17 protein-coding genes are annotated in these 22,041 nt (G+C 61.0%); 9 read left to right on the top strand and 8 right to left on the bottom strand.

From position 1 onward, the window contains the following. Window positions 1–379: 379 nt before the first annotated feature. The 6 genes from BJP07_RS02605 to BJP07_RS02580 are packed head-to-tail and all read right to left on the bottom strand — an operon-like array spanning window position 380 to window position 6,913. Complete coding sequence (locus tag BJP07_RS02605; RefSeq protein ID WP_071565935.1) at window positions 380–802, bottom strand: monovalent cation/H(+) antiporter subunit G; 423 nt, start codon at window positions 800–802, stop codon at window positions 380–382. 13 nt (window positions 803–815) lie between these two features. Beyond that, window positions 816–1,091 carry a monovalent cation/H+ antiporter complex subunit F gene (locus BJP07_RS02600; RefSeq protein ID WP_071565934.1) on the bottom strand — a complete coding sequence of 92 codons (276 nt, stop codon included), beginning with the start codon at window positions 1,089–1,091 and terminating at the stop codon, window positions 816–818. A gap of 3 nt (window positions 1,092–1,094) precedes the next feature. Next, window positions 1,095–1,616, bottom strand: a complete 522-nt coding sequence (locus BJP07_RS02595) for a Na+/H+ antiporter subunit E (RefSeq protein WP_071565933.1) — start codon at window positions 1,614–1,616, stop codon at window positions 1,095–1,097. Continuing rightward, window positions 1,613–3,400: a Na+/H+ antiporter subunit D gene (locus tag BJP07_RS02590; protein WP_071565932.1), complete on the bottom strand. Its 1,788-nt coding sequence runs from the start codon at window positions 3,398–3,400 to the stop codon at window positions 1,613–1,615. Before BJP07_RS02590 ends, BJP07_RS02595 begins: the two co-directional genes overlap by 4 nt. Continuing rightward, complete coding sequence (locus BJP07_RS02585; RefSeq protein ID WP_071565931.1) at window positions 3,390–3,884, bottom strand: Na(+)/H(+) antiporter subunit C; 495 nt, start codon at window positions 3,882–3,884, stop codon at window positions 3,390–3,392. Before BJP07_RS02585 ends, BJP07_RS02590 begins: the two co-directional genes overlap by 11 nt. Continuing rightward, window positions 3,884–6,913 (bottom strand): Na+/H+ antiporter subunit A, encoded by a 3,030-nt coding sequence (locus BJP07_RS02580; protein ID WP_071565930.1) that lies wholly within the window; start codon window positions 6,911–6,913, stop codon window positions 3,884–3,886. Before BJP07_RS02580 ends, BJP07_RS02585 begins: the two co-directional genes overlap by 1 nt. 595 nt (window positions 6,914–7,508) lie before the next feature. Between BJP07_RS02580 and BJP07_RS02575 the strand changes: the two genes are divergently transcribed. From BJP07_RS02575 to BJP07_RS02565, 3 genes are read left to right on the top strand one after another with little or no spacing between them, the layout of a single operon-like run. Continuing rightward, a complete protein-coding gene (locus tag BJP07_RS02575) occupies window positions 7,509–8,042 on the top strand; it encodes a type IV toxin-antitoxin system AbiEi family antitoxin domain-containing protein (RefSeq protein ID WP_143109645.1) in 534 nt (177 codons plus the stop codon). Continuing rightward, the gene (locus BJP07_RS02570) at window positions 8,039–8,866 is read left to right on the top strand and encodes a nucleotidyl transferase AbiEii/AbiGii toxin family protein (RefSeq protein WP_071565928.1); all 828 of its coding nucleotides are present in this window, start codon (window positions 8,039–8,041) and stop codon (window positions 8,864–8,866) included. The genes BJP07_RS02575 and BJP07_RS02570 overlap by 4 nt, the downstream gene beginning before the upstream one ends. 10 nt (window positions 8,867–8,876) lie before the next feature. Next, window positions 8,877–9,149, top strand: coding sequence for a type II toxin-antitoxin system Phd/YefM family antitoxin (locus BJP07_RS02565; protein ID WP_071565927.1), 273 nt, complete (start codon window positions 8,877–8,879; stop codon window positions 9,147–9,149). Between the two features lie 85 nt (window positions 9,150–9,234). Here the strand turns inward: BJP07_RS02565 and BJP07_RS02560 are convergent, their stop codons facing one another. Beyond that, a complete protein-coding gene (locus BJP07_RS02560; protein ID WP_071565926.1) occupies window positions 9,235–10,578 on the bottom strand; it encodes a dipeptidase in 1,344 nt (447 codons plus the stop codon). A 78-nt stretch (window positions 10,579–10,656) separates the two neighbouring features. Here BJP07_RS02560 and BJP07_RS02555 point away from each other — a divergent pair, with 78 nt between their 5' ends. From BJP07_RS02555 to BJP07_RS02535, 5 genes are all read left to right on the top strand, one after another. Then, window positions 10,657–12,657 carry an OPT family oligopeptide transporter gene (locus BJP07_RS02555; protein ID WP_071565925.1) on the top strand — a complete coding sequence of 667 codons (2,001 nt, stop codon included), beginning with the start codon at window positions 10,657–10,659 and terminating at the stop codon, window positions 12,655–12,657. A gap of 102 nt (window positions 12,658–12,759) precedes the next feature. Next, on the top strand, window positions 12,760–14,400 hold the full coding sequence (gene groL / locus BJP07_RS02550) for a chaperonin GroEL (RefSeq protein WP_071565924.1): 1,641 nt from the start codon (window positions 12,760–12,762) through the stop codon (window positions 14,398–14,400). A gap of 552 nt (window positions 14,401–14,952) precedes the next feature. Then, window positions 14,953–16,449, top strand: coding sequence for a SpaH/EbpB family LPXTG-anchored major pilin (locus BJP07_RS02545; protein ID WP_071565923.1), 1,497 nt, complete (start codon window positions 14,953–14,955; stop codon window positions 16,447–16,449). A 134-nt stretch (window positions 16,450–16,583) separates the two neighbouring features. Further along, window positions 16,584–17,492, top strand: a complete 909-nt coding sequence (locus BJP07_RS02540; protein WP_255364787.1) for a class C sortase — start codon at window positions 16,584–16,586, stop codon at window positions 17,490–17,492. Then, window positions 17,492–18,406: a SpaA isopeptide-forming pilin-related protein gene (locus tag BJP07_RS02535; protein WP_071565922.1), complete on the top strand. Its 915-nt coding sequence runs from the start codon at window positions 17,492–17,494 to the stop codon at window positions 18,404–18,406. Before BJP07_RS02540 ends, BJP07_RS02535 begins: the two co-directional genes overlap by 1 nt. A gap of 194 nt (window positions 18,407–18,600) precedes the next feature. Here BJP07_RS02535 and BJP07_RS11420 read toward each other — a convergent pair whose 3' ends face one another. After that, window positions 18,601–18,723: a hypothetical protein gene (locus BJP07_RS11420; protein WP_255365907.1), complete on the bottom strand. Its 123-nt coding sequence runs from the start codon at window positions 18,721–18,723 to the stop codon at window positions 18,601–18,603. Between the two features lie 7 nt (window positions 18,724–18,730). On the opposite strand from BJP07_RS11420, the gene BJP07_RS02530 reads away from it, so the two are divergent. Further along, the gene (locus tag BJP07_RS02530) at window positions 18,731–21,436 is read left to right on the top strand and encodes a vWA domain-containing protein (RefSeq protein WP_071565921.1); all 2,706 of its coding nucleotides are present in this window, start codon (window positions 18,731–18,733) and stop codon (window positions 21,434–21,436) included. The last annotated feature ends 605 nt before the right edge of the window (window positions 21,437–22,041 follow it).

Below are 22,041 nucleotides of genomic sequence, written 5' to 3'. Positions count from 1 at the left end.
GGCATGCTTGCACGCCGGCGCTTACCAGTACTGCCAGCATCGGGGTCGGGGTTGGTGTTGTAGTGTGCCCAATCCCTCTCGGGTGGGTTTGGTATCAGCGGGGGAATATCGTGCGGGGACATGGGCGTGGACCTCCTTCGGTTCGGCGCTCACAACCAGCCTGCCACCTAGGGCCTGCCGACAAACTCGGGCAAAAGCCCAGGTCGTGAAAAGTGGGCTGCGTCTTTTGTCACTCGTGCCGGCTGGGGTGACACCAAATTCCCCCACCCAAACCCAACGACCTGGGGAAACGTCCAGACGCCCTCCCAAAAACCAGGAATGTGGTGCGCAGCGCCAGGCGCAGAAAGCCCCGCAGCAGACCCAGCAGCAGGCGCAGGCGCTACTTCTTGGTGGGGTCGACGCGCTTGGGATGGTAGGCGGCGGGGCGGTCGTTGCGGCTGAGGGTGTCGGGTCCGCCGTAGAGGCCTTCGCGTCGGGCGACGCGGCCGAGGCGCTGCGCGGTGACCGGGTTGGTCATGAGGGCGAAGATGAGCAGGATGAGGATGACGCCGATGTCGTGAAGTTCGTGGGTGCCGACAGCCTCGCCGGTGCCGGCCGGGCCGCCGGCGGAGGGGTTCAGTAGCCGGATGATGGTGCCGATGATCATGAGCACCAGCCCGGTGGTCTGCGGCTTGGTGATGGCGTGGATGCGCGCCATGGTGGATTGGAATCGGGCGGTGCCGATGGCGGCGGAGAACACCATGAAGGCGCCGGGGAGGATGAAGATGAGGGATGTGGCGTCGAGAAGGAAGGCGAGTGTCATTGGTGGGCCTTTCTTAGGAGTTGTCGCGTTTGCGGAAGCGGGCGACGGACAGGGAGGCGATGAATCCGAGGAGTGCGATCACCATCATGACGTTGACCACGGTGGTGTCGAGGGTCCAGCAGATGTAGAGGGCGAGGACGCATTGGAGGGAGGCGGTGATGGCGTCGTTGCCGAGGACGCGGTCCATGGAGTCGGGGCCGACGATGACTCTCCAGGCGAGGACGAGGAAGCCGATGGCGAGGAAGACGCCGGCGACGATGAGGAATGCGTTGTAGACCTGGGGGTTCATGGGTTAGCGCCTGCTTTCGAAGATGTCGATCATTTGGCGTTCGAGTTTTGCCACGTTGGCGATTTCGCGGTCGATGTCGGTTTGGTTGTCGGCGTGGAGGACGTGGATGGTCCATTCGCGGTTGGCGATGTCAATATCCGACACGCTGCCGCCGGGCTGCAGGTTGTAGGCGCAGGTGGCGAGGTAGAGGACGAGGTCGTCGGAGACGCGCATCGGCACGCGCAGGATTGCGTTTTTGGGTGGTGCCGCGGGCCGCAGCGCGAGCCAGGAGACCTTGGCGGAGGCGACGATGAGGTCGGCGAACCACTGCAGCACGAACAGTAACAGTTTGCCCCAGTGGATTTTGTTGCCGCTGCGCGGGATCGCCGGCAGGGGCAGCACGAGGACGATGAGCACGCCAAGCGCGAGCCCGGCGGCGACGTTGCCCCAGGTCAGGTCGCCTTGCATGAGGACCCACATGAACGCGAGCCAGAGGACGAACGCGCCGCGGAAGCGGTTTCGGATGCCGGTGAGGAGGTGGTTCATCGGTTTGCTCCTGTCGGTTCGGCGGTTGCGCTTGCGGGGAGGGGGACTCGTTCTGTCGTGATGACGTCTTCTCCGTCACCTGAGCGTGCAGAAGATCGGTGGGCGAGGGCGTCTTTGCCGCCGCCGGAGTCGGTGGGTTGGCGGAAGGTGTCGAGGTCCCGTGTTGGGTTGGTGGGGTCGCCGGAGAGGACGGCGTGCTGGTAGATGCGTTGGTCGCTGGAGGATTCGGCGGCGCGGTCGGTGATGGCGGAGATCGGGCCGGCGAGGAAGGTGATGGACACGGACGTCGCTACCAGGAGTGCGGTGGATAGGAGCATGCCGGCGGGGATGCGGCCGACGTCGGCGCGGTCGTCGACGGCGATGGTGTCGTGGCGTTCGGCAAGCGATGCGGGGCGAGCCATGGCGACGGATTCGGGGGCGTCGGCGCGGTCGCGGAGGAAGCCTTTGGACCAGACGAGGATCATGGCGTAGAGCGTCAATAAGGAGGTGACGACGGCCCCTGCGATGAGTACCCAGGCGAGCCAGGAGCCGTCGGCGGCGCCGGCCTGGATGAGCATGACTTTGCCGAGGAACCCGGAGAACGGCGGGATGCCGCCCAGGTTGAGCGCTGGGATGAGGTAGAGCAGCGCGATGAGTGGCGCGGTGTAGAGCAACGAGCCGAGGCGGCGCAGCTGTGCGGACCCGGCTTGGCGCTCGATGAGGCCGACGACCAGGAAGAGGGAGGTCTGCACCAGGATGTGGTGCACGGCGTAGAAGATTGCGCCGGACAGCCCCGCTACTGTGCCGAGGGCGATGCCGAAGATCATGTAGCCGATGTGGCTGACCAGGGTGAAGGACAGGAGACGCTTGATGTCGTTTTGTGCCAGCGCGCCCATCACGCCGACGATCATGGTCAGGAGTGCGACCCACATGAGGAGGGTGTCGAGGGAGCCGTCGGTAAATATGGTGGTGCGCACGCGGATGATGGCGTAGACGCCCACCTTGGTCAGAAGCCCGGCGAACACCGCGGTGACCAGGGAGGCAGCGGTGGGGTAGGAGTCGGGCAGCCACGCGTCGAGGGGGAAGACGGCCGCTTTGATACCGAACGCGATGAGCAGCGTGGCGAAGATGGCGGCCCGGGTGCCATCGGGGACTTCGGCCATGCGCTGGCCGACCTGCGCCATGTTGACGGTGCCGGTGGAGGAGTAGATGAGCGCCAGGGCGAACAGGAACACCATGGAGGACGCCATGGACACCATCACGTAGCCGATGCCGGCGCGCACACGCCCCGGCGAGGCACCCAGGGTAAGCAGCACATAGGAGGCGACGAGGAACACTTCGAAGCCGACGTACAGGTTGAACAGGTCGCCGGCGAGGAAGGACAGGTTCACGCCCATGCACAGCAGCATGTAGACGGGGAGGAAGACGGCGACTGGGTCGTCGTCGTCGCCGTCGCGAAGCCCTTGGGAGATGCCGTACCACATGACGGCGAACAGCACGATGGAGGAGACGAACACCATGATGGTGGACAGTCGGTCCGCCACCAGCGTGATGCCGATGGGCGCTTCCCAGCCACCCATCTGGACGGTCTGGATGCCGTGGACGTCCGCGATGATGATCATGGCGCCGGAGATGACGGCCAGCGCGAGCAGCGTGGTCAGCGCGATGGTGCGCTGCAGGGTGACTGCGCGCCCAGTGACCAGGATCAGCGCCGCGGCGAGTGCTGGCAGCAGCAGCGGCATCACGGTGAGGATCGGCATGGCGGGCAGCGCCCAGTGGGCGAACTCGAAGAGATTATTCGTCATCGTCGGCCTCCTTGACGGGGTCTTCGAAGGAGCGGGGGCCGAAGGCGTCGCCCTCGGAGCTCATGCGTCCGGTTTCGGGGTCGTCGGAGGCGTCGTGGTCGGGGGCTGCTGCCGCGGTCTTCGGGCGGGCGGCGATTGCGCGGTCTTCCTCGTCGCGTTCGATGATGTCGTCGGTGCGGTAGCGGTACTGGCGGTAGGCCAAGGCCAGCATGAACGCGACCATCGCCATCGAAATGACGATCGCGGTGAGGATCATCGCCTGCGCCAGTGGGTCGGCGATGCGCTCGCCGAACAGGGTGGACATGCGGCCAATGATCGGCGGGGAGCCGGCCTGCCCGCCAGACTGCAGTAGCAGCAGGTTCGCGCCGTTACCGAGCAGCAGAACGCCCATGATCATGCGTGTCAGTGCCCGATCGAGCATCAGATACACGCCGGTGGCCACGAGCACACCCGACCCGATGAGCAGGAACAGGTTCGCTTCCATTACTCGCTCCTTTCGCGGCCACGCGCGGTGGTGTGCACCGGCGCCCCAATTGTCGACGCCCGGCCCCGCCCGGCCGCCGCGTCACCGTCACCAGTGACCGCTTCTCGACGGCTCTCTCGCTCCAACCGTTTCGCCGCCTGCTCAGCGCGGCGTCGTTTATTCTTCTCCTGCAGTTCGCGGGCGCGCTGGCGAGCGTACTGCTTGCGGTTGTCTTCCTCTTGGTCGAGGTAGCCGCCCATGGAGGTCAGGATGTGCAGGGTCAGGCCGACCACAATGAGGTAAACACCCGCGTCGAACACGAGCGCCGAGGTGACGTCGAACGAGCCGATGAGCGGCAGCGTCACCGTGGTGTAGCTCGACGCCAGCGGCGGGTTGCCGAAGAACATCGGGGTCACCGCCGCGGCGAAGGAGAACAACATGCCGGTGCCCAGCAGCTTCGCCGGGTCCACTGGCAGCGCCTCCTCGATTTCCTGGCGCCCGCCCGCGAGGTAGCGCAGCGTGAACGCCAGTGCCGCCACCAGGCCACCGGCGAAGCCGCCGCCTGGTGCGTTGTGGCCGCCGAAGAAGAAGTACAGGGACAGCAGGATCATCGACGGGAACAGGATCCGCGTTGCGACGTCCACCATCAGCGAACGGTTCTGCGCCGTCTCAGAGTCCACGCCGCTGGCCAACCAGCGCGCCTTCGTGGTGGACAGCGTCGGGCGGCGTGAAGCACGCCCGAACTTGCCGGTGCCGAAGATCAGGCTGGCCACGCCCGTCGCCGCGATGACCAACACGATGATTTCGCCGAAGGTATCGGCCGCGCGCAGGTCCACGAGCAGCACGTTCACCGTGTTTCGGCCGTGACCGATGTCGTGCGCCAACTCCGGCATGAACACCGAGATCGGGTCGGCGGAGCGCGCACTCATCGCGAACATGGCCACCACCACGACCGAGACACCCGTCAGAATGGACAGCCAGGCACGCGCCCGGTTGTCCTCGTTGCGGGGTTCGACCTCCGTCGGCATCTTGCGAAGGATCAGCATGAACACCACCATCACGATGGTCTCCACCAGCGCCTGCGTCAGCGCCAGATCCGGCGCGCCATGCAGGGCAAAGATCGTCGCCATGCCGTAGCCGGTCAGACCCACCATCACTACGGCGGACAGGCGGTTGCGTTGGACCGTCGCAAAGACAGCCATGCAGACCATGATGAACACCACCAGGCCCTGCCATGGCGAATCCCACACGATCATCCGAATATCGTTCGAGCGGCCCAGCACCAGCGCCGCCAGCGGCACGACGGCCAACACCGCAAAAATGACACCCAGGTTGATCACCAGGGAACCGCGCTGCGTCGACGCCGTCAACCGCAGCGACGCCGTCCGCAGCTGCGCGAGCAGCGCGTCCCACAGGTCGTCACCGTCGCCGAGCGCCGGTTTGCCCGTCTGCAGCGGCTTCAGCACCGCACGCTGCCAGAACATGACGACGCCCCCACCCACAATCACGGCCGTCAGCACCAACGGGATCGTAATCCCGTGCCACAGCGCTAACTCCTCCTGCTCGCCGCCGGGGAAACGTACATCCAGGTACTCGTTGAACGCCGTCGACAGCAGCACCGGGAAAATACCGCACACCACCGTCAGCGTGGTCAGCACCGTCGGCGAAATCCACAAGGTAGGCCCGATCGGGTGCATCTCGCGCACAGCCTTCGACTCGGCGTTGTTGTGTGCTGGCTTCGTCGAAAAGGCTGCCCACCAGAAGTACAGCGAGTACGCCATGGTCAAAATGGAACCCACGACGATCGCCACCAACGTCATGTAGCCCGGCATGCCGTGCAACATCTCCTCGTTGAGCACCGCCTCCAGCGCCGACTCCTTCGCCACAAAACCGAAGAACGGCGGGATCCCCGCCATCGACGCTGCCGACACCGCCGCCAAAAACGCCACAAACGGCTCCCGCTTCGCCAACCCCGACAGCTCGTGGATGTCGCGGGTGCCCGTCGTGTGGTCAATCGCGCCCACGATCATGAACAGGGTCGCCTTAAACATGGAGTGCCCGAACGTGATCGCCAGCCCGGCCATTGTCGCCTCACGCGACCCAATGCCGATCACCGTCGTGATAAAGCCCAGCTGGGACACCGTGCCGTACGCCAAAATCAGCTTCAAGTCACGCTGCTTCAGCGCCAGCCAGCCACCCAGAATCATGGTGAACACGCCCGTCGATAGCACCACCAGGTGCCACGTGCTCACCACCGCCAAATCCGGCGCCAGGCGCGCCACCAGGTAAATCCCGGCCTTCACCATCGCCGCCGAGTGCAAATACGCCGACACCGGCGTCGGTGCCGCCATCGCCCCCGGCAACCAAATATGCCACGGCGCCTGCGCCGACTTCGTCATCGCCCCCAACATAATCAGCACAATCGCCGTCGAAATCGCAGGCGTATTTTCAATATTCGCAAACTGCGACACCTCGCTGAGCCGCCAAATGCCCGTCTTGTAGCCCAGCAAATTAATACCGACGAGCATCGCCAGCCCGCCGAACGTCGTAATCATCAGCGCCTGGATGGCGGCGCGTCGTGACGAAGCTCGCTCACCGTAATAGCTGACCAGCATGTACGAGAGTATCGACGTCAACTCCCAAAACACGTACATCAGCAAGAAACTGTCCGAAATCACCAACCCGTACATCACGGAGGCGAACATGGTCAGCTCCCCACCAAACTTCGCCAACCTGCGCGGATTCGAATCGAAATAGCCCCAGCAGTACAACAACACCAAGGAGCCGACGCCCAAAATAATCAAACTAAACAAGCCCGCCAGCGCGTCCAACCTGAAATCCAGGTTCAACTCCGCCGACGGCATCCACGGAATCCGCGAAACGATCTCCCCACCATCCACAAAGACACCCTTTGCGAACAGGTACACCATCCACGCGAACCCGCCCAGCGGCACCAACGCCACCAGCGCAAACGCCGACCTACCGATCGTACGGATCAACAACGGCGCCGCAGCCGTCGCGACGAACAGCGCGACAAGTAGCGTCAACACAACCCGGGCCCTCCTTGTTCAGCTTCTTCAGCTTCTTCAGCTTCGGCGCACCACAGCAACGCAGCTGCCCACCATGCACCGTCGAAACTAGAAACAAGGCGCGTCATGATCAGTGGCGCGACCAACAAATTTTCACTGTACTCACAGCCCCGACATTTTGCGAACGGTTTTCAGGTCGGTTGTTCGGCCTGGCCGCCCCGCCTCCGCGTGCGCCAGCGCCCCTTCCCTCATGCCGTTGAAAAAGTTCCCACGCCCGGGAACGATTTTGCGAGTGGGGCCGATTCCGGTCGACCTGTTCTGGCGTTTCCCAGGTCGATACACCTGTCCACGAAGATTGTTCCCGGGTTCACGCAGATCGCGGGAACTTTTCCGTCGGGCCGGGCTCGCGCGCCGTGGCTTCCACGTGATCCTTGTTCGTGTCGAGGTGTTAAAGGAGTGCGGCGCTGGTCGCTGAAAATGAAACCAGGCCAGCGAGAATGCGCGACCTGCATCGCACGCTTCTAATCCCACGCTTTGAGCTCTTCGAGCTGGGTCCGCGAAGATTCAGGAGAGTAGCGGAGTGGACAAACCGTACCAAAAACGGTACGGTTTGTGCATGGAAACGTATAGGGAGAAGCTACGGCAAATCGCTTTGGAAAACGATGGGTATGTCACTCCGGCCCTCGCCCGCGCACGGGGTGTGCCCGATGTTGAGTTGCGAAAGCTTGCAGCGCGAGGGGCCGTCGAGAAGCGGGAGCGTGGCGTTTATCGGGATCCGTACTATCCTGCCGCCGACGGGTTTGATTTTCTCCGCGAAATTATTCTCACGCTAGGTGCTGGCGTGCATGCATGTGGAGAAACTGCATTGCAGGTGACCGGGATTGGTGAGCTCAACCCCAAGAATGTCTATCTAGCTTCGCCGCGTCGACACCGCCGGAAAGTGCCTCGAACATGGCGGATTAGGTCCGCTCCAGCGGATACTCAGGTGAAGAAATATCACGGTATTCCGTCGCAGCCCGTCGCGGAGGCGCTCGTGGAGGTTCGCCCGACGGTTATGGCTGACCGTTGGGAGGCGATGGTGGAAGACGCCTACCAGGAAGGGTTCATCCGGGGCAAGCAGTATCGGGAGCTGAAGGGGCTGGTGGGATGAGTCGGCCGGTAAACATTGTGTCCTTACGACAGAAGATCAGAAACATAGAAAACGATCAGGCGCGTGAGACACAGCGACAGAACGTGATGGCGCTTGTTGTAGTTGCACAGATGCTTCCACGGGGAGTGGTCAAAGGCGGAAGTGCGATGGCTGTTCGCTACGGCAGTGGAGCTCGTGCCACAAAGGATCTCGATGCCGCGCGACAGCAGGACGAAGCCCACTTCTTGGATGAGCTGGAGGGCAAACTTGAACTGGGATGGCAAGGCTTTACTGGGAGAGTGAAGCAGGTGAAGAAGCCCAGCCCCGCAGGGGTTCCGCCGCAGTATGTGATGACTCCTTTTGATATCAAGCTCCAGTACGAAGGGAAGGACTGGAAGACCGTGAGGTTTGAGGTGGCGCATAACGAGCTAAACCTTGCGGACTCTGCGGACAGGCAGATTTCGGATGAGCTCTCGTCGTTGTTCACGGACCTGGGGTTTGATGTACCGGACCCTGTACCGGTTATGAAGCCTGAACACCAAATTGCACAGAAAATACATGCGGCTACATTTCCCAATAGTCAGCGAGCACATGATCTCGTAGATCTGCAGATACTCGTGGCTAATGAAGAAATTGACTACAGCAAGACAAAAGAGCTGTGCGAGCAAACGTTCAAGTACAGAGGCGATCACTCATGGCCGCCCGAATTTGTTAGGGGCGAGGACTGGGGCGATGTTTATAAGGCTGCGGTGGAGAATATGACGCTTCCTGGAGTCGAAATATTAGACCTAGATGACGCTATCCGCTGGGGTAATGACCTGGTCAAAAGGATAGATTGTGGTTAGGAGTACCGAATTGATTGCTTCCAACGTGGATCTCGAGGATTTTGCGCGAAACACCGCGCACCATGTGTTCGGCTTGGGGCTGCATGAACGCAAGGTGATCATCGACGACGGCGAGCCGGTAGCCGTCATCATGTCTGCGGGCGAGTTTGAACGGCTCGAAGCGGAGCGGCAGGACGCCCTGGACCTGGCACTCGCGCTCACACGAATGCTGGCCGACAGCGGCAAGCGCATCAGCCTCCAGGATGTCCTGGCTGAGTTCGGTATCGACCCGTCGGAGCTTTAGACGCACTAGCTTTTCGACGCCCTCTCCGCCTCACCCGAACCAGCCAAAACCCAGCCGAAACCCAGCCAAAACCCGGCCGAAACCGCTACTTCCCGTACTGCTGCAGGAAGAGCGCTTCGGCCACCGCGATGCGTTCGATTTCGGTGGGGTCGACGGATTCGTCGACGCCGTGGATGCCGCACTGCGGTTCCTCGACGCCGTAGAGGGCGATGGCGGCGTCGGGGAAGTGGTTTTGCAGCGTGATGGTGAGCGGGATGGAGCCGCCGGAGCCGATGAGGGCGAGGTCGGCGCCGTCGTAGGCGGTTTGGAGGCATTCGCCGAATAGGGCGATGGCGGGGTGTTCGGGGTTGGTGGCGAATGGTTCGTTGACGCCGGAGATTTCGACGGTGACGTGGGCGCCGTTGGGCGTGTGGGCGTGGATGTGGTCTTTGACGGCGTTGGCGATGGCGGCGGCGTCGGTACCGGCGGGGACGCGGAGGTTGTATTGGGCTTCGGCGCGGTGGTTGACGGCGTTGACGGCGTCGGCGACGGGGGTTGAGGTGAAGCCGATCATGGTGATGGCGGGGCGGGCCCAGACCATGTCGGCGGGGTTGTCGTCGGGGGTGCCGTTGAGGGTGACGCCGTCGAGGACGCCGGCGTCGGCGGCGAAGGTGTCGGCTGGGTAGGGTTGGCCGTTCCAGGTGGCGGTGCAGTCGACGCCGTCGATGGTGGTGCGGCCGGTGTCGTCGAAGAGGGAGTCGGTGATGCGGACCAGGGCGTGGGCGGCGTCGGGGGCTGCGCCGCCGAAGGAGCCAGAGTGAACGGCGCCTTCCAGGGTTTCGACGGTCACGTTGATCTGGGCGCCGCCGCGCAGGGAGGTAGTGAGCGTTGGGACGCCGACGGCGGCGTTGCCCGAGTCGGCGATCATGATGGCTTCGGCGCGGAAGAGGTCGGGGTGGGCGTCGATAAGTTTGCCGAGGCCGTCGTCGCCGCCGAGCTCCTCGGAGCCTTCGACGACGACTTTGATGCCGAGGTCGGTGCCGCCGTTGTCCTGGATGAGGCGGAGTGCTTCGAGGTGCATGGCGATGTTGCCTTTGCAGTCGGCGGCGCCGCGGCCGTACCAGCGGCCGTCGCGTTCGGTGAGGGTGAAGGGGTCGCTGGTCCAGGCGTCGGGGTTGTTGGCGGGCACGACGTCGTAGTGGGAGTAGAGGAGGACGGTGGGGGCGTCGCCGACTGGGGCTTTGGTGGCGATGATGGTGTCAGCATTATCGACGGTCGCGTGGCGGGTCACGTCCAGTCCGAGGGCCTCGAGCGCGTTCACGGTCCAGGCGCAGGCGGCTTCGTGCTGGTCGGCGAGCTCAGGCGTGGAGTGTGGGGAGTTGAAGCTGACGAGGGCGGAGAGGTCGTCGAAAATGCGGTCACGGTTTGGGGTAAAAGCTGTTTGTGTCATGTGGTCGAAAGTACCACTAAGGCGAGGAGTACAATCCTTTCCGTTCGTTTTTATACCTATATATTGAAAGGTCTTGCAATGGCCTCGACGATGCGTGAGTTGACGCTGCGCGGGATCATCATTGGTGGCTTGATCACCTTGGTGTTTACTGCCGCGAATGTGTATTTGGGGTTGAAAGTCGGGTTGACTTTTGCCACGTCCATTCCGGCGGCGGTGATTTCCATGGCGGTGCTGCGGAAGTTCGCCGGGCACAATGTGCGTGAGAACAACATTGTGCAGACGATTGCGTCGGCGGCGGGTACGTTGTCGGCGATCATTTTCGTCCTTCCCGGTTTGGTGATGGTGGGCTACTGGCAGGGTTTCCCCTTCTGGACGACCGCCCTGGTCTGTGCCCTGGGTGGCACGTTGGGCGTGATGTATTCGATTCCGTTGCGTCGCGCGCTGGTGACTGGTTCGGATTTGCCGTACCCGGAGGGTGTCGCGGCGGCGGAGGTGCTGCGCGTCGGCGACGGCGATAATGGTGGTTCGGAGCGTGATCACGCGGAGAACTCTGAGGGGTTGCGCGTGATTATTCTTGGTGCGGTTGCGTCGGCGTTTTATTCCTTATTGACGGCCATGAAGGCGGCTGCCAGCGAGATTGCCGGGTTCTTCCGCGTTGGCGGGGGCGGCACGATGATGGGTGGCTCGTTGTCCTTGGCGCTGCTGGGCGTGGGCCACTTGGTGGGCTTGCCGGTTGGTATTGCGATGCTGGTTGGCGTCGTCATTTCCTTTGCGATCCTGCTGCCGATGAAGTCGGCGGCCCATATGGGCGACGGCCTGGAGCTTGCCGAGGTTGTCTCCACGACGTTCGCGGACGAGATCCGCTTTATCGGTGTGGGCACGATGGCGGTGGCGGCACTGTGGACGCTGATCAAGATCGCGAAGCCGATTGCGACGGGTATTGCTTCGTCGTTGGCGGCGTCGAAAAAGAGGCACGAGGGCGTGGCCGTCGATGTGACGGAGCGTGACATCCCGTTCCCGATCGTGGCGGGTGTGATTGTGGCGTCGATGCTGCCGATTGGCCTGCTGCTGTGGAACTTCGTGCGCGGCACCGATATTCACGAGCACGCGCTGTCGCTGACCATGATTTCAGTGCTGTTCATCCTGGTTATTGGTCTGATTGTGGCGTCGGTGTGCGGGTACATGGCAGGGTTGATTGGGGCGTCGAACTCCCCGATTTCCTCGATCGGCATTATTGCGGTGCTTTCGTGCGCGCTGCTGATTGGTGCGTTTATGGCGGGCACGGACGCGAATGCGGCCTCGCTGGTGGCGTACACGCTGTTTACGGCGGCGATCGTGTTTGGCATCGCCACCATTTCGAACGATAACCTGCAGGACCTCAAGACGGGCCAGCTGGTGGGGGCGACGCCGTGGAAGCAGCAGGTGGCGCTGATTATTGGTGTGCTGTTCGGCTCGGTGGTCATCCCGCCGATCCTGCAGGTGATGCTCACCGGCTTCGGCTTCCAGGGCATGGAGGGCGCAGGTCCGGACGCGCTCGCGGCGCCCCAGGCAGCGCTGATGTCCTCGGTGGCGAACGGCATTTTCAACAGCTCGCTGGACTGGGGCTTGATCCTGCTGGGCGCGGGCATCGGCGTGGTCCTCATCATTATCGACGAGACCCTCACCCGCACCACGGGCAAGTACAGCTTGCCGCCGCTGGCTGTGGGCATGGGCATGTACCTGCCGGTGTCGGTGACGGTGATCGTGCCGATCGGCGGGCTGATCGGATACATCTATAACCGTTGGGCGCAAGTGCAGCGCCACCCGGACTTCGCGCGCCGGATGGGCACCCTGGTGGCCACGGGCATGATCGTGGGCGAGTCCCTGTTCGGCGTGCTCAACGCGGCGCTCATCGCGGGCGCGGCGGGGGAGAGCCCGCTGGAGGTGTTCACGGAGCAGTCCTGGACGCCGTGGTTCAGTACCGCCCTGTTTGTTGTGTTGGTGTGGTTCGTGTACTCGAAGACGCGCTCCAAGGTCACCTCGGTTGCCGAAGATGGTTCCTTGCACTCGGCGGGCGAGAGTGCTAAAACTGTGTCTTAGCACTCGAGGCAATTGAGTGCTAACGCGGGTGAGGTTGGCCACGCGCCAACCGTGCCGTCGCGGGCGCCTGCACTTTACGACGAATACAAGGAGAAAACTTACATGGCTAAGATGATCGCATTCGACGAGGAAGCACGCCGCAGCCTAGAAAACGGCCTGAACACACTAGCCGACGCCGTCAAGGTCACCCTTGGACCAAAGGGACGCAACGTCGTCCTGGAGAAGTCCTGGGGCGCACCAACCATTACCAACGACGGCGTCACCATCGCCCGCGAGATTGACCTCGAGGACCCATACGAAAAGATCGGCGCCGAGCTGGTCAAGGAAGTAGCCAAGAAGACTGACGACGTCGCCGGCGACGGCACCACGACCGCAACGGTCCTGGCACAGGCGCTAGTCCGCGAGGGCCTGCGCAACGTCGCAGCTGGCTCCAACCCGATGGGCATTAAGCGCGGCATCCAGGCAGCGACCGAGAAGGTTTCCAAGTACCTGCTGGATAACGCGAAGGAAGTAGAGACCCAGGAGCAGATCGCCTCCACGGCTGGCATTTCGGCCTCCGACCCGGAGATCGGCAAGAAGATCGCTGAGGCGATGTACGCCGTCGGCAACGGCGCCGTCAACAAGGAATCCGTCATCACCGTTGAGGAGTCCAACACCTTCGGCGTTGACCTCGAAGTCACCGAGGGCATGCGCTTCGACAAGGGCTTCATCTCCGCATACTTCGCCACCGACATGGAGCGCGGCGAAGCCGTCCTGGAAGACCCATACATCCTGCTGGTCTCCTCCAAGATCTCCAACGTCAAGGACCTCGTTCCGCTGCTGGAGCAGGTCATGCAGTCCGGCAAGCCGCTGCTGATTATCGCCGAGGACGTCGAGGGTGAAGCCCTCTCCACCCTCGTTGTGAACAAGATCCGCGGCACCTTCAAGTCCGTCGCCGTCAAGGCACCGGGCTTCGGCGACCGCCGCAAGGCCATGCTGCAGGACCTCGCCATCCTCACCGGCGGCCAGGTCATCTCCGAAGAGGTCGGCCTCTCCCTGGAGACCGCAGAGCTGGGGCTGCTGGGCCAGGCACGCAAGGTTGTCGTGACCAAGGACGAGACCACCATCGTCCAGGGCGCCGGCGACCAAGCGCAGATCGACGGCCGCGTCAAGCAGATCCGCGCCGAAATCGAGCACTCCGACTCCGACTACGACCGCGAGAAGCTGCAGGAACGCCTGGCCAAGCTGGCCGGCGGCGTCGCAGTGATCAAGGTTGGCGCAGCCACCGAGGTTGAGCTCAAGGAGCAGAAGCTGCGCATCGAGGACGCCGTCCGCAACGCGAAGGCAGCCGTCGAGGAAGGTATCGTCGCCGGTGGTGGCGTCGCCCTCCTGCAGGCCGCCCGCGAGCTTGTCGACGACCTCGGGTTCGAAGGCGACGAAGCAACTGGTGTGAAGATCGTCCGCGAGGCGCTTTCCGCACCACTGAAGCAGATCGCCCTCAACGCTGGTCTGGAGCCAGGCGTTGTTGCCGACAAGGTTGCCAACCTGCCTGACGGCCAGGGCCTGAACGCCTCCAACGGCGAGTACGTGGACATGATGGAAGCCGGCATCAACGACCCGGCCAAGGTCACGCGCTCTGCACTGCAGAACGCTGCCTCCATCGCGGCCCTGTTCCTGACCACTGAGGCCGTCGTTGCCGACAAGCCTGAGCCAGCCGGCGCCGCCGGTGGCATGGACCCAGACGCCATGGCAGGCATGATGTAAAACGCTAGTTGCTGACTGGCTTTCTCCCGGGCGCCCCGCTTTCACGGTGGGGTGGCCCGGGATTTTTGCTTCTTTGCTTGGGTGGGATGTGTTCACAAAACCTTGCTTGAGATTTTGTGAACAGATTTACGTGTGACTCGGCATCGGTTTCGCGCTGACCAGCGTTGGTCGACCGGAAGAGGTCGACCGGAATGATTGTGACAGCAAAAGGCCCCGGAGGGAGCAGGCCTGAAACCGCGCCTGCAGCAGCCTGCGAAGTATGAGGAAATTCTTAGAGTTTTAGCGGAGAAGCTAGGCATGAATGTCTAGCAATAATGGACAGTTGGTTACATAAGCAATGGTCAACGAATAAAACCGATTTGCTCAGCGAAAATAGGAGAATATGTCGACTGAGAAACCTTGAGATTCGTTCAAATCCGCCTGGACAAAGCGGGGGGGGGGTGATTAGATTCAATGTGTTCCCAAAGTTGGGCCACTGACGTGTGCGCAAGAAACCTAAACTTCTTGAAGTGCGCTGAGGGCCCTGAGCAACCTTTTTTGGAAGGAAACCAAATGGCAATTGCCCTCAAGAAAACCGCCGCGATCGCAATCGCTGCAGGCCTGACTTTCGCCGGCTCCGCCGGCATCGCCGCGCAGGACGCGATGGCGCAGGACGCAGCACAGGCGGCGCACACATCGAATGTGACTGGTGCCGGTATCGATAGCAACAAGACGCTGTCGCTGACACTGCACAAGAAGAAGCTTTCCAGCACTGAGCAGCCAGGAGCGCAGGCAAACGGCCAGGAAATGCAGGGTGTTCCTGGATCCGGGCTTGATGGAGTTGAGTACAAGCTTGATTTGATCAAGTCCTTGAATACGGACCAGGACTGGCAGGAAGCTGCAAAGACCTACAAGGACAACAAGACTGCAGATATTCTGAAGATCACGCCGGAAAAGGCCGACGTAGCAACTGGTACGACCGCTAACGGTGGCGATGTCAAGTTCGAGAATCTCAAGCGTGGTCTGTACCGCGTCGTCGAGACCAAGGCACCTGCTGGTGTCGTCCCTGGTGCACCGTTCTTGGTTTACGTGCCGATGACGAACCAGGATGGCACCGACTGGATCTACGACGTTCATGCTTACCCGAAGAACACCGAAAACACGGTGACGAAGGAAGTCAAGGATGAGTGGGCCAACGTTGGTGATGAATACACCTACACCCTGACCACGGGTGTGCCTACTGGCACGCTGACGAAGTACATCGTGCGAGATGTACTCAATGAGAAGCTGGAAGCTCCGAAGCCAGAGAACGTGACTGTCGAAGGTTACACGGTCAATGCAGATTACCAGGTCAACATTGACGGCCAGAAGGTGGAAGTGAAGTTCACTGCTGAAGGTTTGAAGAAGCTGCAAGCAGGAGTCCCAGTAAAGACGACCATCAAGACCAAGACCAAGGAAGCTGTCCAGCACATTCCGAACGAAGGCACCTTGATTTACAATAACGGCAGCTCGGAGCACGACACTGAGCAGCCAACGAATAAGGTGCACAGCTACTGGGGCAACCTGAAGGTCACGAAGACCAACGAGGAGAAGAAGCCGCTGCCGGGCGCGGAATTCGCGCTTGTTGGTTGCAAGGCTGAAGGCGGAAAGCTTGTCGAGCTCGAGGGCGGCAACCGTAACGCAATGTCCAGCACCGCCAACAAGGTAACCAACGTCTTCAAGACTGGTGATGACGGTACGGTGACGATTTCCGGCATCCACGTCGAGGACTTCGAGAACAACAGTGAAGCAGATCCTAAGACTGACTTCTGCTTGAAGGAGACGAAGGCTCCTGCAGGTTACATCGCGAACGACGCTCTTATTCCGTTTGAGCTGAAGCGCGGTGAGGTCGACCAGAATACCAAGGCGCCGGTGAAGACCATCGAAGCTGCGGTTGAGGTCAAGAACCAGAAGTCCCCGAACACCCTCCCATCCACCGGTGGCATGGGTATTTTGATCGTGGCCCTGGCGGGTCTCGCGATCATCGGCGGCGGTGTCTACACGGCACGTCGTAACTCCCGCACCGCGTAAGTAGTACGTGATGTAGGAGCCCCCTGCGGGAAGCCCCGCAGGGGATGGCCGGTCGGCGGGAAGGCCTAAAACTCCCGCCCCAGTTTTGGAAGAAGGGGACGTCGATAAGACGTGCCAAATGAAAGGAAGACGCGGTGGCAACAGAGGTGAAGGCGAAGCATCGGCGGGAGCCGGGGCAACAATCGTTCTTCAAGCGCATGGCGCTGCCGGTCATCCTGGTGCTGGTGGGCATTGCGGTGCTCATGTACCCGGTTATTGCGACGCAGTGGAACAACCGGGTGCAGGAGCAGGTAGCGAAGCTCTACGAGGAAGAGCTGCAACAAACGCCAGTCGAAGAAGTAAATACGGCATTTGAGGCCGCGAAGGCGTACAACGAGGCGCACACCGACGGGCCGATCCTCGACCCGTGGCTCGCCCGCATCAGCGAAGACAACGCTGACTACAAGGAGTACGAGCGTCAGCTGGAGGGTGTGTCGGCGATGTCGCAGATCGCGATTCCGGCGATTGACCTGCGTCTGCCCGTTTTCCACGGCACGGCGGAGGACACCCTGCAGAAGGGTCTTGGTCACCTGTACGGGTCGGCGCTTCCCACAGGCGGGAAGGGCTTCCACTCGGTCATCACGGGTCACACAGGCTTAACGACGTCCACCCTGTTCGACAACCTCTCCGACATCAAAGTCGGCGACGCCATCTACGTCTCCACGTTCGGCGAGCGCATGAAGTACAAGGTGTACGACATCGAAGTTGTCCTGCCGGATGAGACCGACAGCCTGCGCGCCGACCCGGAGCGCGACCTGCTGACGTTGATCACTTGTACGCCGTACGGCATCAATACGCACCGGTTGCTCGTCCACGCGGAGCGAGTACCCATGGACCCAGACGAGGCCAGCGTCCTCGACGACTCCACCTCCACCCTGCAGTGGTGGATGTGGGCGCTCGGCGGGGTGTCCCTGCTGATCCTGCTGGCGCTGATCTGGTGGGTGTACCGCGAAAAGAAGAAGAGCGACCGTTCCGGCGCTGTGAACGAGGAGGTTCTGTCCTAATGCGCTTGTCCCAACTATTGGCAGCGTGTGGTGCAGCGACGATGCTCGCCGCGGGTGCGTTGACGCCCGCGGTGGCTGACGTGCGCCCAATCAGCGGTAATGACGCCAACCTGAACCCGGCGAGCATCGACAAGAGTAAGCCGATCCAGTTGCTGCTGAAGAAGCAGGGCACCAACCCATACGACCAGGTCCCGGCCGGCCAGAAGCCTCCAGCCATCGCCGGCGCCAAGTTCACCTTGTCGAAGGTGCGGGGCATCGACATCACCTCGGAGCAAGGCCGCAACGTGGCAAAGAAAACCACGCTTGACGACGCCCGCTCCCGCGGCCTCGACGTCATCGAGACGAAGGCGACGAACCAGCGCGGCGAGGTCATGTTCGACAACCTCACGCCCGGCCTGTACCTGGTGGAGGAGTCCGCCCCGGACACGAAGTACGAGTACCACCTGAGCAGTCCGAAACTGCTCATCCTCCCACTGCCTGACGAGCGCGGCATCCGCTACGAGTACGAGAACGTCCTGGTGATGAAGTGGGACAAGAGCTACGGCACCCCACCACCGTGGGAGCCTTCGGAGCCGCCATCAACCACGCCAACAAAACCCGGTAAGACGGTGACCACGACGAAGACGACGACGTCGACACCTCCTCGAGTGAGCACCACCATCCGGACCACGTACACCACGACCCCTCCTGGTGGGACCCCCACTACGGTGACGACCACGGTGCCGTCAACAATCGTGACAACGAAACCGAACGGCGTGGTCACCACCGTCACCCACCCACGCGCGGTGCCTGAGGGCGAGCGCGGGTCGCTGGCGTCCACCGGCGCGAACGTGCTGTGGGCCGCGGGACTTGGCGGACTGTTAATTGTGCTGGGGTTGTTCCTGGCGCGGCGAAGCAAGAACGAGACACGGTAAAGCGGAAGTAGGGAAAGACAAATGCGAAACTTTATCAAACCTGCAGGATCTCCTGCTCGGCACCGTGCCCGTGGACTTGCTGCCGTAGTTGCCTCGGTAGCGCTGGCCGCCGGCCTGGGCGCGTACCCAGCCGTGCAGGCGGAGGAGACCACCACGGTCTCCGACGTCACTACCGACGACGCCAGCCTGCCCACTTACTCGTGGATGGAGGACGGCACACCGCCTTCCTCCGCCACGCCTTCGGCGCCTGCCGCAGCGTCGGCCTCTAATCCGGCCTCTGCATCTGCTTCGAAACCAGCAGAGGCCCCGGCTACCACGAACCCTGTGACCGTCGAGCGCAAGGGCGACGTTGACCGTATCGTGGTCAACGACCCTGATGGCGAGGCATGGGAGTTCGGCGGCAAGGCGTCGAAGGAGAACATCTTCGCTCTGCAGCGTCAGGGCAAGGGCGAGATCAAGGAAGTCCTGTCCGTCACCGCTGATGGGCGGAAACTTGAGGACTACGACTACGGTTTCGTCAACTCCGCTGACGGCGGTTTTGTGGCGTTCAACCTGAACGCCCTGCACGCCATCCCACCGCAGGTCGTCGAGGTTGAGGTCCGAACCACCGACGCCGGTGAGTACGCGATCGCTGAGCCGAAGGAGGTGCCGACGGCACGCGAGCTTTCGGAAACCGGCTATGGTCGCACCGACCAGGCCGCGGCGACCGTGAACCCCGATGGGGTAGGTGTGGCACGTGCTGCGTCGCTGCCAGCCTCGAAGGAACAGCTCACCCTCACAGCGCTCTCATATGAATCGCCCGAAGGTGCGGCTGGCGGTAAACCTCCGCGGATTAGGCTCTCGACAAGTGTCGGAGGTGCGTTCGAGCAAAGGGATTTTTATCTCACAGAACTCGTCATCAGCTTCAGTGGGTCCTCTCGGTACGCGTTGGATGGACCAGTAACGCTGCGCAAGAACTCCAATGAGAGCTGTACCGTATCCGGCGCAGGCATCAAGAGACTTTCCAGCAAATCAATCTCAGTGGATCTCACCGGGTGCGATCCTTCAATTGCGGTTTGGAAAGGCAGTGGCGATAAAATATCTGTGGACTTTTATGGCCCCGGAGCACCTAACGCTAAGCCTTATTCACTGGAGCTGTACGGGTCGTGGTCAAAAACGCAGAGTGGCACTGCAAAGGTATCGGTTGAGCAGGGCGATCCTACAACGCCTAAAAACTACCGACCCCTTCCCAATGATAGAGGTTTTGACTCCTGCAATTATTCGGACGGGCTCCAAGTTTCCCGAACATGGTGGGACAACACACCAGATGGCGGAATGAGGGCCAAGGTCATTGAGGTGGAGACTGGCTTGGCTGATTTGAGCACTCAATTTGATGCTTCGGATCCTCGACTGAAGCTTCGGGTTGGCTCGGACCATGACGGTTGGGCTGAATTGAAATATGACGTTGATTACACTCTTTCAATGAGCGGTAGCAGTCTCTACTTCATCCTGAAGAAGGAAATTGAACGTAAACCACGTACGCAGAATTCATATGACTTTGAGGTGCGGATCCCTCTGAAGACGGCGTCCACCAACTGCAAAATTGTCATGTGGGAGCAGAACGCCCCTAATTGGTTAAGGCAAGACGCACCTAAGCTCGAATTGGATGTCCCCGAGACACCAAGGGATGAGCTGAACTGGCTGCCTGCCTCCGCCCCTAACCCACCCCTGAGGGACGACATTTGCAGCACCAAGAACATCGCTTTGGTATTCGACACCTCCGACTCGATTGGTCGCAACGGCGCCGACGCTAGTCGGCTCACTGGGCTGGAGGTTATTAATACCTTAAAAGGTACTGATAGTACACTAGCCATCTATAACTTTGCATCCCAAGGCGGTCGTGTACCCAGAATGTCGACCGGTAAACTTCGCACCAACGACGAGAACGACCTTGAGCAGTTAGTTGATGCCGTAAATGCGATCACGAATACGCCTGCGAGTGAGATGGTAGGTCGCGGTGGCACCAACTATGAAGCTGGATTAGAGCAAGTCCCGTCTGGTGAATACGACGTCGTTTACTTCATTACGGACGGTTTGCCCACTACCAGTTTCAGGGATTATCCCGGCCATTACTTCGACGTAGGGACCCTTGTGAATCAAAGCGACTTAAGTCGAGCCGTAGAGCAAGCAAATCGGCTGAAAAACTCGGGTACGCGAATCGAGACAATCATGGTTGGTTTGGAGCCTTTCAACGAGCACATTCTTAAGGACGATTACTTTATGCGTGGTAACACGCGTAAGCAGCCGGAAAACTGGCCCAAGCAGCCTGGGTACGGCTACCCGAGTTACAACATGGCGGGCGACGACGTACGAGAGGGGCTCAAGAACGATGGCAGAATCTACATGTGGGACGTGCCCGATGAAAAAACCGCCACCCAGTATGACATCACCGACCAACCCGAGATTTGGCGAGCTGGTGTACGAAATACAGCATCAATGGGTGCCGATATATCCAGCCCAGACGCGCTGACTTTGGTCAGCTCATACGACCGATTGACTGAGTCGCTCAAGAAACTTCTTGCAGAAACTTGCTACAGCGTTTCATTGGTGAAGGTAGACCACGACAATAAGTCCCAGACACTCACCGATTATAGATTCGAGGTCGTTGACAGCCTTGGCTCTAAGGGGCCCGTCCCCTTCTTTGATGAAAAAACCGCTGAGGTGGGGAATCTCGTCACGGGAAGGCGCTACCGGCTCGCGGAAGTAAAGGCTCCCTCCGGCTACAGCTTATTGACCAAGCCAATCGAGTTTGCCCTACTAAGGAATGATGCCGGCGTATTGCAACTTGATGTCAGTGGAGGCGAAAGTGCGCACCCTGAACTGGAGGTGACGCAATCCGCAGATAAGCTGCATTTCACTTTCACAGTGGCGAATATCCGTCAGGGTAACTTGCCGAGTACGGGCGGGAACGGTGTTCACCTTCCCATAGTTATTGGCAGCGTGACTATTTGTATCGGTGCATTCCTGGGAAGGCGGCGCGAACAGGCGTGAGGCCTTCGCGCTAACGGACTGGAAAGCGGGGGCTCGTGGGCGGTGCTCGCTCCCCCAACAACTGAAGGCTAACTGGACTCGCAGCAACATGGGGCTGGATTTGCCCCATGTCGGTAGGCTACCGCTGCCGAACCAGTTGCGGACTACCATCGTCTAGAACGAGTTCCAGCGGCCAGTTGAAGGAGGGCATGCGGCAGCACGTCCCGCGGGAAAACTGAGCAGCACCCCGAACTCGAGGTTGATTTGGCGATTGATTCATTGCACGTCACGTTTAGGGTGGCTAATATCCGCCAAGGTGCGCCTCCAAAAACCGGCGGTGCTGGATTGCAGCTCCCGCTAATGCTCGATGGCGCAATCATCACAGGCGGCTGAAGATTACGCCAATGCTCTTGAGGCTCAACTGCGCAAGGAGTCGAGTAGTCCAGGAAACCTTACGCCAGGTGGGGGTCTCGATTTTGCCGAACCGGAACGAAATAGGAGTGGAACAAACACAACTCTTCGTTCACTTGGGATAATCCCATATTCCGTTGGGTTCATCTGTATTTTTGTGATGCTCCTGCAGGTGCTCATTTTGCACTACGATGACGAAGATGAGGGGAAGAAGA

Origin of the sequence: Corynebacterium sp. NML130628 (genome assembly GCF_001875665.1) — a bacterium.
Lineage (GTDB): Bacteria > Actinomycetota > Actinomycetes > Mycobacteriales > Mycobacteriaceae > Corynebacterium.
This window is presented reverse-complemented; position numbering and strand designations above follow the sequence as displayed.

Bases quoted from the DNA above. Each gene is read 5' to 3' on its own strand.
- BJP07_RS02605 (WP_071565935.1), bottom strand. From the start codon at position 802: ATGACACTCGCCTTCCTTCTCGACGCCACATCCCTCATCTTCATCCTC.
- BJP07_RS02535 (WP_071565922.1), top strand. From the start codon at position 17,492: ATGCGCTTGTCCCAACTATTGGCAGCGTGTGGTGCAGCGACGATGCTC.
- BJP07_RS02575 (WP_143109645.1), top strand. From the start codon at position 7,509: ATGGAAACGTATAGGGAGAAGCTACGGCAAATCGCTTTGGAAAACGAT.
- BJP07_RS02585 (WP_071565931.1), bottom strand. From the start codon at position 3,884: ATGGAAGCGAACCTGTTCCTGCTCATCGGGTCGGGTGTGCTCGTGGCC.
- BJP07_RS02570 (WP_071565928.1), top strand. From the start codon at position 8,039: ATGAGTCGGCCGGTAAACATTGTGTCCTTACGACAGAAGATCAGAAAC.
- BJP07_RS02560 (WP_071565926.1), bottom strand. From the start codon at position 10,578: ATGACACAAACAGCTTTTACCCCAAACCGTGACCGCATTTTCGACGAC.
- BJP07_RS02555 (WP_071565925.1), top strand. From the start codon at position 10,657: ATGGCCTCGACGATGCGTGAGTTGACGCTGCGCGGGATCATCATTGGT.
- BJP07_RS02545 (WP_071565923.1), top strand. From the start codon at position 14,953: ATGGCAATTGCCCTCAAGAAAACCGCCGCGATCGCAATCGCTGCAGGC.
- BJP07_RS02590 (WP_071565932.1), bottom strand. From the start codon at position 3,400: ATGACGAATAATCTCTTCGAGTTCGCCCACTGGGCGCTGCCCGCCATG.
- BJP07_RS02600 (WP_071565934.1), bottom strand. From the start codon at position 1,091: ATGAACCCCCAGGTCTACAACGCATTCCTCATCGTCGCCGGCGTCTTC.
- groL (WP_071565924.1), top strand. From the start codon at position 12,760: ATGGCTAAGATGATCGCATTCGACGAGGAAGCACGCCGCAGCCTAGAA.
- BJP07_RS02595 (WP_071565933.1), bottom strand. From the start codon at position 1,616: ATGAACCACCTCCTCACCGGCATCCGAAACCGCTTCCGCGGCGCGTTC.